Origin of the sequence: Streptomyces sp. NPDC057702 (assembly GCF_042799315.1) — a bacterium.
Classification (GTDB): Bacteria; Actinomycetota; Actinomycetes; order Streptomycetales; family Streptomycetaceae; genus Streptomyces.
The window spans coordinates 261,169-270,930 of sequence record NZ_JBHVJC010000005.1; the positions used below are offsets into that span (position 1 = coordinate 261,169).

The window sequence follows — 9,762 nt, forward strand, 5'->3', positions numbered from 1 at the left end:
GCGCCGCCGGCGGGCGGCTCGCGGTGCCGGTCGCCGGTCGTGTCGCCCTGGCCGCTCACCACGGCACCTCCACGGTCGGGGCGTCGGCCGCCAGGCGTGGTTCCTGGTCGCCGGGCGGGGCGAAGTAGCGGGCCACGTGCGCGTCACTGACCTCGGCGAGCGTGCCGGGGCGCCAGTGCGGCGCCCGGTCCTTGTCGATGACCTGCGCGCGAATGCCCTCCACCAGGTCGTGCGAGGTCAGGGCGGCGCACGAGGCGCGGTACTCCTGGTCGAGCACCGCCTCCAGGGAGCCCAGGCGGCGCGCCCGACGGATCGCCGTCAGGGTCACCTTCAGCGCGGTGGGCGACCTGGCCAGCAGCGTCTCGGCGGCTTCCCTGGCCTCGGGCGCGCCGTGGGCGAGGAGTTCGGCGATGATCTCCTCCACGGTCGGGGCCTGGTAGCACGCGTCGATCCAGGCGCGCGCCGCGTCCAGTTGACCGGCCGGCGCTGGTTGGACGTGCCGGGCGAGGGCGTCGCGTACGGGGTGTCGCGCCAGGTCGGCCAGCAGCGCGGGCAGCGCGACGCGCGGGACGAAGTGGTCGGCCAGGCCGCACCGGAGCGCGTCGCCCGCCGACACCGGGGTGCCGGTCAGGGCCAGGTGGGTGCCGAGTTCGCCGGGCGCCAGGCCGAGCAGGTGGGTACCGCCGACGTCGGGGGCGAAGCCGATGCCGGTCTCGGGCATGGCGACCCGGGAGTGTTCGGTGACCACGCGCGAGCTGCCGTGGGCGGAGACACCGACGCCGCCGCCCATCACGATGCCGTCCATGATCGCGACGTACGGCTTGGGGTAGCGGGCGATACGGGCGTTGAGGCGGTACTCGTCCCGCCAGAAGGCCCGCGAGGCGTCGCCACCCTGGCGGGCGTCCTGGTAGATGGCCCGGATGTCGCCGCCCGCGCACAGGCCGCGCTCGCCGGCGCCGGTGAGGACGACCGTCTCGACCCCGGGGTCCTGTGCCCAGGCGGTCAGGGCGGCGTCGATGGCGCGCACCATGGGGTGGGTCAGGGCGTTGATGGCCTGCGGGCGGTTGAGGACGAGGTGGGCCACGCGCCCTTCCCGGCGTAGCAGGACGCTGTCGTCGGCTGTGCTCATCGCCGTGCTCCGGTCAGTTCTCGCGCCACGATCACGCGCATGATCTCGTTGGTTCCTTCCAGGATCTGGTGGACCCGCAGGTCGCGGACGATCTTCTCGACGCCGTACTCGCTCAGGTAGCCGTAGCCGCCGTGTAGTTGCAGGGCCCGGTCGGCGACCGAGTAGCCGGTGTCGGTGGCGAACCGCTTGGCCATCGCGCACTGGTGCGGCGCGGTGGCGTCGCCCCGGTCGAGCGCGGCGGCGGCCTCGCGGACCAGGGCGCGGGCGGCGGCGAGCTCGGTGGCCATGTCGGCCAGCCGGAACTGGAGGGCCTGGGCCTCCACGAGGGGCTTGCCGAACGCCTGCCGGTCGGTGAGGTAGGCCAGGCTGCGGTGCAGGGCACTTTGGGCGCCGCCCAGCGAGCAGGCGGCGATGCCGATCCGGCCGCCGTTGAGTCCGTTCATGGCGATGCGGAAGCCGTCGCCCTCGGCGCCCAGGAGGCGGTCCGCCGGCACGCGTACGCCGTCCAGGACGACCTGTCGGGTGGGCTGGGCGTTCCAGCCCATCTTGGGTTCGTTGGGCCCGAAGGAGAGCCCGGCGTCGTCCCGTTCGACGACGAACGCGCTGATTCCGCCGGCCCCGGGGGCGCCGGTGCGGGCCATCACGAGGTAGACGTGGCTGGCGCCGGCGCCGGAGACGAACTGCTTGACGCCGGTCAGGACGTAGTGGTCGCCGTCGCGCTCGGCCCGGGTGGTCAGCGCCGCCGCGTCCGAGCCGGCCCCGGGTTCGGTCAGGCAGTAACTGCCCAGGGACGCGGCGCTGCACAGCGAGGGCAGCCAGCGCTCGCGCTGCCGCTCGTCGCCGTAGCGGTCGATCATCCAGCCGACCATGTTGTGGATGGACAGGTACGCGGCGATGGTGGGGCAGCCGGTGGCCAGGGCCTCGAAGACGAGTGCGCCGTCGGCGCGGCTGAGGGCGGAGCCGCCCGCCTCCTCGCGGACGTAGACGCCGCCCAGCCCCAGGGCCGCCGCCGCGCGGAGCACGTCGACGGGGAAGTGCTTGTCGCGGTCCCAGGCCAGGGCGTGCGGGGCCAGGTGCTCCTCGGCGAAGTCCAGGGTGACCTCGGCCAGGGCGAGTTGGTCCTTGGTGAGTGCGCCGGTCACCGTGCTCATCCCATCGTCGGGAGGGTGAAGCTCGCGCCCTCCTTGACCCCAGAGGGCCAGCGCGAGGTGACGGTCTTGGTACGGGTGTAGAAGCGGACGGAGTCGGGCCCGTGCTGGTTCAGGTCGCCGAAGCCGGACCGCTTCCAGCCACCGAAGGTGTGGTACGCCACGGGCACCGGGATCGGCACGTTGACGCCGACCATGCCGGTGTTGACCCGGCGGGTGAAGTCGCGCGCGGTGTCGCCGTCGCGGGTGAACAGCGCGACACCGTTGCCGAGGGCGTGTTCGCTGGGCAGTCGCAACGCCTCCGCGTAGTCGGCCGCGCGGACGACGGTCACGACCGGGCCGAAGATCTCCTCGCGGTAGATCCGCATGCGCGGGCTGACCCGGTCGAAGAGGGTGGCACCGACGAAGAACCCGTCCTCGTGCCCGGGGAGGGTGACCTCGCGTCCGTCGACCACGAGTTCGGCGCCCTCGTTGACGCCGATGTCGACGTAGCGGCGCACCCGGTCCAGGGCGTCACGGCTGACCAGCGGGCCGAAGTCGGCCTCGGGGTCGTCGGAGCGGCCGATCCGCAGGGCACCGATACGCTCCCGCAGCCGGGCCACGAGCGCGTCGGCGGTCTCCTCGCCGACGGGTACGGCCACCGAGATCGCCATGCACCGCTCGCCCGCCGACCCGTAGCCGGCGCCGATCAACGCGTCGGCGGCCTGGTCGAGATCGGCGTCGGGCATCACGATCATGTGGTTCTTGGCGCCGCCGAAGCACTGGGCGCGCTTGCCGTGGGCGGCGGCGGTGGCGTACACCTTCGCGGCGATCGGGGTGGACCCGACGAAGCCGAGGGCCTGTACGCGCGGGTCCTCCAGGAGGGTGTTCACCGCTTCCTCGCCGCCGTGGACGACGTTCAGCACGCCCGGCGGGAGGCCCGCCTCCAGGAAGAGTTCGGCGATGCGCAGCGGGACGGAGGGGGTGCGTTCGGAGGGTTTGAGGATGAAGGAGTTGCCGCAGGCGATGGCCGGGGCCGCCTTCCACAGCGGGATCATCGCGGGAAAGTTGAACGGTGTGATGCCGGCGGTGACGCCGAGCGGCGCGCGTAGGGAGTGCACGTCGATGCCGGTGCCCGCGTTGTCGGTGAACTCTCCCTTGAGCAGGTGGGGGATGCCGGCGGCGAACTCCACGACGTCCAGGCCGCGTTGGATGTCCCCGTGCGCGTCGGCCACGGTCTTGCCGTGCTCGGCGGAGAGCGTACGGGCCAGCGCGTCGCGCTCGTCGTCGACCAGTCGCAGGAACCTGAGGAGCACCCGCGCGCGCCGCTGCGGGTTCCACTCCGCCCACTCCCGCTGGGCCTCCTCGGCGTCCGCGATGGCCGCCTCGGTCTCGGCGCGCCCGGCCAGCGGGACGCGGGCTCGCACGGAGCCGGTGTTCGGGTCGTACACGTCGGCGAAGAGCCCGGAGGTGCCCGGGGTGGGTGCGCCGCCGACGAAGTGGGTGAGTTCGTGAACCATGAGAGCCTGCTCTCGTCAGGTGGGAACCGGGATGGCACGGCAGGCCGAAGGCGCCACCCGGTGGGGCGGGCGCGCTGGCTGTGCCGTGGGACGCGAAGGCCGAAGAGCCGTCACGGAGCGTCAGAGGAGGGCGTGTCTACGCCACCCGCTCCGTCGGTTCGCCTGGGTCACGGGTAGGGACCGGTGCCATGCGTGTCTGCTCCATCCTCGTGGAAAACACGGAACATCCCGCGGCCGGTATCCTGACTCCCGGATCAACGCGCGCCCTCCGCCTTCCCGATGGACACCTCGTCCACCAGTGGCGTTCGGCTCCCTGAGCACGCACTCCCCGGTCACAGTGGCGGGACCGCGCCGGAATCGCACCGGCTTCCCTGACACCGCGGGCCTTGGTCACGACGATATAGTTGGACGTCCTAGTAAGTCCAGACCCTTCTGGACCGAACCACTCCGCTCAGTTGACGGCCCGTCGGTAGACCTGTCGCGAGCCACCTTCGGGGCCTGGTTCGGCGGGTTCCGCCGGGGTGAAGCCAAGGCGCTCGTAGAAGACACGGGCACCGCTGGTCACGGCGCCCGGATGGTCCGCGCCGAAGGTGACGACCTCGATGTGGCCCGGCTCGCGGCCGAACCGACGGACGGCCTCGGCCATCAGCGCCTGCCCCACGCCGCCCCCGCGCGCCTGGGCCGAGACCACCAGCCAGTGCACGTGGTAGGTCGGGGCCTGGCCGCCGAACAGCAGCCCGCCGAGGAGGTCCACTCCGGGGCCGGGGCCCGCGCCGGACTCCGCGTCGCGCGGGGCGTCGGGCCCGGCCTCGGGCCGCGCTGGGGTGGCCACCAGCGCGGCCGAACGGTGGATGTGCTCGGTCAGGGCGCGGTGGAAGCCGGGGTCGTCCACCATCGGTCCGAACCAGTGCTCGACCTGGGCCGCCAGCCCCAGGAAGCTGGGAAGGTCCTTCTCCTGCGCGCGTCTGATGATCACGGGGGCAGCCTGCCAGACGGGCGCCCACCCGCACGGCCCCGGGGCTGGTGCGGGTGGGCGCCCTGCCGGCACGCGGGTGGGCCGGCCCGGCTCGCCGGGCGCGCGCGGCGCCACCCCGGGCGGTCGGGTGTGGCGGCGGCCTGTCACCGGCCGCCGCCTCGACCCCGCCGCCGGGGGGCAGCGGGCTCAGACCGTCGGGCGCAGCCCGGCGAACGCGACCTCCAGGACGGCGTCGACGAAGGCGGCGTCGTAGGGGCCGGGGATGAGGAGGAAGCGGTAGTACATCGGGCCGTAGAGCAGGGCGATCACCGTGTCCAGGTCGATGTCCGACCTCAGTTGGCCCGCCTCCTGGGCCGCGCGCAGGCGCGTGCGGGTGCCGTCCGTCAGTGGCTTGATCCACCGGTCGTGCAGGGCCTGCGCGATGGCGGGGTCGTGCTGGGCCTCACCGACGAGCGCGGCGTACAGCGGCCCGAACGAGCCCGTGCTCAGCAGTGATCGCGAGGCGTTCATCTGGGTGCGCAGGTCGGCCACGATGTCGCCGGTGTCGGGATAGCTGAGGTCGGTCTGGAGGGTGGACAGCAGGGCGTCCAGGAAGACGGCGCCCTTGGAGGGCCAGCGCCGGTACACGGTGTGCTTGCCGACGCCGGCGCGCGCGGTGATGGCCTCGATGCTGAGCTTGGCGTAGCCGACCTCCTGGGCGAGGTCGAGCGTGGCCTGGAGCACGGCCTGGGTGCGGTCGGGGCGACCGCCTGGCGGGGGTTGGGGAGCAGTTGTCACCCACCCACGCTAACCCATCGGCACGGCACGTGCCGTTGACATGAGATCGCCGCATGCTGCACGATCAGCCCGTTCGTACGGCACGGCACGTGCCGTTACGCCGTAGGACCGCAACACACGCACCGTGAACGGAGTCGGATTGTGAACTCGATGCTGCATCTGGACACCAGCGCCCGCCGTCGCTCCCTGAGTCGGGAGGTGGGTGACGCGTTCGCCGCCGCCTGGCGCGCGGCCCATCCGGACGGCACCTACGTCCACCGCGACCTCGCGGCCGACCCGGTGCCGTTCATCGACGAGGCGTGGACCGAGCTGTGCGACCACGTGATCGCCGAGGGGATCACCGACATCGACCGCCTCGGGACAGCGGCACGCACCCCGGCACAGGTCGCGGCCTGGGCGGTGGTCGAGCCGCTGCTCGCCGAACTCGTCGCCGCGGACACCGTCCTGATCGCCACACCGATGTACAACTACTCGGTGCCCGCGCCCCTGAAGGCGTGGCTCGACCAGGTGACGTTCCCGAGGATGTCGCTGGCGGGGCGGCGGTTCGTGGTGGCCACGGCGCGCGGCGGTGCGTACTCGCCGGGCGCCCCGAAGGAGAGGTTCGACTACCAGGAGCGGTATCTGCGGGACTTCTTCGCCGGGCACTTCGCCGTGCGGGACACCGTCTTCGTCAACGCGGAGCTGGCCAACGCGCGGCTCGACCCGAACATGGCCCACCTGCGGGCGAAGCACGAGGAGTCCTACGCCCACGCGCTGGAGCGGGCCCGGACGCTGGGCGGGGAGTACTGAGATGGCCTGGTACCTCCTCGGGCTGGCGAGTCTGGTCGAGATCGCCTGGTCGCAGTCGATCAAGCCGACCCAGAACTTCACCCGCCCGCTGCCCACCCTGCTGTGCTTCGTGCTGATGGCGGTGGCGGTCTACTTCCTCTCCCGTGCCATGCAGACGCTGCCGGTGGGCACCGCCTACGCCGTCTTCACCGGCGCCGGCGCCCTGGGCGCCATCGGCCTGGGCATCGTGGTCCACAAGGACCCCCTGTCCGTGGGCCGGCTGGTCGCCCTGGCCCTCATCCTGGGTGGCGTCGTCCTCGCCCGGGTGACCAACCCGGAGTGAGCCCGCGGCGGGGTGGGCACATCCCGGCGCCCTCCCGCTCGTAGGCGCGGGCCGTCCGACCCGGGGCCGCGTGGAGCGGCGGTGTGTGCGGCCGGACCACGTGGGGGCCGAGGGTGTGGGGCGGGGGGTGTGTCGGCGGGAAGGCGGGGCACGGCCACGTCCGGCCGCGCCTTCCCTTCCCCGCTCAAGGCGGAGTTGGCGGGTGTGGTCGCCGTCGCCAGGACGGCGGCGACCACACGGCGGTGGCCAAAGCCCCGGTCGCCGGCCGGCCTCCTTGTCGGGTGGCCCAGCTCACCCGGCGCGTGACGGGCGCTCTCGCCGCTCGGTCGCGTCTGCCGTTAGGCTGCCCCGTGCAGCAGGTTCGCCCCCGTCCGCCAGGCGGGAGGCGTCGTAAGAGGGAACCCGGTGGGAATCCGGGACTGCCCCGCAGCGGTGAGTGGGAACGACCGCCGTCATACGCACTGGGTCCGTTGGGACCTGGGAAGCGACGGCCAGTAGGTGTCTCGTGTTCAGGGACGCGCCCGCGAGTCCGAAGACCTGCCCGCTGCCCGTGCGCGTACCCACGCGGACGGCTGTTCCGGTGACCTCGCGGGAGGGTCGGCGTGCATACCAGGCGAACGGTCGCGCTGTGCCGCGCGGGGACGTCGCCGCCTGGTGGTCCACTCCTTCGTTCGCGCGTCCGGTCGCCGGGATCTCAGGGATTCATCTCGCGAAGGAGATCTCCGTGACCACCAAGCCCGCAGCCGCGGCAGCACGGGCCACCGTGTACGGCTACCCCCGTCAGGGGCGGAACCGGGAACTGAAGAAGGCGATCGAGGGTTACTGGCAGGGCCGGACCAGCGCCGACGCCCTCACCACCACCGCCGCGACGCTGCGCGCCGAGAACTGGCGCCAGCTCGCCGACGCCGGTGTCCACGAGGTGCCCACCGGCGACTTCTCGTACTACGACCACGTCCTGGACACGACCGTCATGGTCGGCGCGATCCCCGAGCGCCACCGGGCGGCCGTCGCCGCTGACGCGCTGGACGGCTACTTCGCCATGGCGCGCGGCACCCAGGCGGTGGCGCCGCTGGAGATGACGAAGTGGTTCGACACCAACTACCACTATCTGGTGCCCGAGTTGGCCCCGGACACGGTGTTCACGGCCGACTCCACCCAGCAGGTCGCGGAGTTGACGCAGGCCCTCGCGCTGGGGCACACCGCCCGGCCCGTGCTGGTCGGCCCCGTCACCTACCTGCTGCTCGCCAAGCCGGCGCCGGGGGTGGCCGACGACTTCGACCCGCTGACGCTGCTGGACCGGTTGCTGCCGGTGTACGCGGAGGTGCTGGCCGATCTGCGGGCGGCCGGTGCCGAGTGGGTACAGCTCGACGAGCCCGCCCTCACACAGGACCGTTCGCCGGCCGAACTGGGCGCCACCGAGCGCGCCTACCGCGACCTGGGGGCGCTGACCGACCGGCCCAGGCTGTTGGTCGCCTCGTACTTCGACCAGCTCGGCGAGGCCCTGCCGGTGCTCGCCAAGGCGCCCGTGGACGGGCTCGCGCTGGACTTCACGCGGGGCGCGGCGGCCCATCTGGAGGCGCTCGCCGCCGTCGGCGGGCTGCCCGGCAAGCGGCTGGTCGCCGGTGTGGTGGACGGTCGCAATGTCTGGGTGGGTGACCTGGCGGCCTCGCTCACGACCCTGGGCACCCTGTTGGGCCTGGCCGACCGCGTCGACGTGGCCGCCTCCTGCTCACTGCTGCACGTTCCGTTGGACACCGCGCTCGAACGCGACATCGATCCGCAGGTCCTGCGCTGGCTGGCCTTCGCCCGGCAGAAGGTCGCCGAGGTCGTCACCCTGGCCACGGGCCTGGCACGGGGCACGGAGGCGATCGCCGCCGAACTCGCCGCCAACCGCGCCGACCTGGCCTCGCGCGCCCACTCCCGCATCACCCACGACCCCGAGGTCCGGTCGCGCGCCGCCGCCGTCTCCGCGGCCGACGCCCGCCGCTCCCAGCCGTACGCGCTGCGGGCACCGGCACAGCGGGCGCGGCTGAACCTGCCGCTGCTGCCCAGCACGACGATCGGTTCCTTCCCGCAGACCACGGAGTTGCGTACCGCGCGCGCCGACCTGCGCGCGGGTCGGCTGGATACGGCGGGATACGAGGAGCGGGTCCGGGCGGAGATCCGGGAGGTGGTCTCCTTCCAGGAGGCGGCTGGCCTGGACGTGTTGGTGCACGGCGAGGCCGAGCGCAACGACATGGTGCAGTACTTCGCCGAGCAGCTCACCGGCTATCTCGCCACCCAGCACGGCTGGGTCCAGTCGTACGGCACCCGCTATGTGCGGCCCCCGATCCTGGCCGGCGACATCTCCCGCCCGGCGCCGATGACGGTGCGGTGGACGACGTACGCCCAGTCCCTCACCGACCGGCCGGTCAAGGGCATGCTGACCGGCCCGGTGACGATGCTGGCCTGGTCCTTCGTCCGTGACGACCAGCCGCTGGGCGAGACCGCGCGCCAGGTGGCGCTGGCACTGCGGGACGAGGTGGCCGACCTGGAGGCGGCGGGCACCCTTGTCATCCAGGTGGACGAGCCTGCGCTGCGCGAGTCGCTGCCGCTGCGGGCCGCCGACCGGGACGCGTACCTGGCGTGGGCGACGGAGGCGTTCCGGCTCACCACGGCCGGTGTGGAGCCGGCGACGCAGATCCACACCCACATGTGCTACGCCGAGTTCGGCGACATCGTGCGGGCCATCGACGACTTGGACGCCGATGTCATCAGCCTGGAGGCGGCCCGCTCGCACATGCGGGTGGCCCGCGAGCTGGCCGCGCACGGCTATCCGCGCGAGGCGGGCCCGGGGGTGTACGACATCCACTCGCCGCGTGTGCCGAGTGCGGAGGAGGCCGCCGCGCTGCTGCGGACGGGCCTGAGGGCCATTCCGGCCGAGCGGCTGTGGGTCAACCCGGACTGCGGGCTCAAGACCCGGGGTTGGCCCGAGACCAGGGAGTCGCTGGCGAGTTTGGTCGCCGCGGCCCGTACGGTCCGCGCGGAGCTGTCCGGGGCCTGACCGGGCGGGCGGCGCGGCGGGGGGCCGCCCGGGGGGCCACCCCCCCCGCCCCCCGCCCCCGCGGGGGGGGCGCCGCCCC

At 73.2% G+C, this 9,762-nt stretch carries 8 protein-coding genes and 2 riboswitches; of the genes, 3 read left to right on the top strand and 5 right to left on the bottom strand.

Annotation, left to right across the window (positions count from 1 at the left end; all coding sequences use genetic code 11):
• Positions 1 to 55 precede the first annotated feature (55 nt).
• From ACFVFR_RS05735 to ACFVFR_RS05755, 5 genes are all read right to left on the bottom strand, one after another.
• Positions 56 to 1,129: an enoyl-CoA hydratase/isomerase family protein gene (locus ACFVFR_RS05735; RefSeq protein ID WP_383698391.1), complete on the bottom strand. Its 1,074-nt coding sequence runs from the start codon at positions 1,127 to 1,129 to the stop codon at positions 56 to 58.
• Entirely contained in the window at positions 1,126 to 2,280 is a 1,155-nt protein-coding gene (locus ACFVFR_RS05740) for an acyl-CoA dehydrogenase family protein (protein ID WP_383698392.1), read from the bottom strand. Before ACFVFR_RS05740 ends, ACFVFR_RS05735 begins: the two co-directional genes overlap by 4 nt.
• Positions 2,277 to 3,776 carry a CoA-acylating methylmalonate-semialdehyde dehydrogenase gene (locus ACFVFR_RS05745; RefSeq protein ID WP_383698393.1) on the bottom strand — a complete coding sequence of 500 codons (1,500 nt, stop codon included), beginning with the start codon at positions 3,774 to 3,776 and terminating at the stop codon, positions 2,277 to 2,279. The genes ACFVFR_RS05740 and ACFVFR_RS05745 overlap by 4 nt, the downstream gene beginning before the upstream one ends.
• A gap of 214 nt (positions 3,777 to 3,990) precedes the next feature.
• Positions 3,991 to 4,189: riboswitch (cobalamin riboswitch) on the bottom strand.
• A 38-nt stretch (positions 4,190 to 4,227) separates the two neighbouring features.
• Positions 4,228 to 4,752: a GNAT family N-acetyltransferase gene (locus tag ACFVFR_RS05750; protein WP_383698394.1), complete on the bottom strand. Its 525-nt coding sequence runs from the start codon at positions 4,750 to 4,752 to the stop codon at positions 4,228 to 4,230.
• Between the two features lie 186 nt (positions 4,753 to 4,938).
• Complete coding sequence (locus ACFVFR_RS05755; RefSeq protein WP_383698395.1) at positions 4,939 to 5,529, bottom strand: TetR/AcrR family transcriptional regulator; 591 nt, start codon at positions 5,527 to 5,529, stop codon at positions 4,939 to 4,941.
• Positions 5,530 to 5,679: 150 nt separating this feature from the next.
• Here ACFVFR_RS05755 and ACFVFR_RS05760 point away from each other — a divergent pair, with 150 nt between their 5' ends.
• The 3 genes from ACFVFR_RS05760 (at position 5,680) to metE (ending at position 9,683) form a co-directional block, all read left to right on the top strand.
• On the top strand, positions 5,680 to 6,318 hold the full coding sequence (locus ACFVFR_RS05760; protein ID WP_383698396.1) for an FMN-dependent NADH-azoreductase: 639 nt from the start codon (positions 5,680 to 5,682) through the stop codon (positions 6,316 to 6,318).
• A gap of 1 nt (position 6,319) precedes the next feature.
• The gene (locus ACFVFR_RS05765) at positions 6,320 to 6,640 is read left to right on the top strand and encodes a DMT family transporter (RefSeq protein ID WP_383698397.1); all 321 of its coding nucleotides are present in this window, start codon (positions 6,320 to 6,322) and stop codon (positions 6,638 to 6,640) included.
• Positions 6,641 to 6,980: 340 nt separating this feature from the next.
• Positions 6,981 to 7,200: riboswitch (cobalamin riboswitch) on the top strand.
• A 164-nt stretch (positions 7,201 to 7,364) separates the two neighbouring features.
• Entirely contained in the window at positions 7,365 to 9,683 is a 2,319-nt protein-coding gene (metE, locus tag ACFVFR_RS05770; protein WP_383698398.1) for a 5-methyltetrahydropteroyltriglutamate--homocysteine S-methyltransferase, read from the top strand.
• Positions 9,684 to 9,762 lie beyond the last annotated feature (79 nt).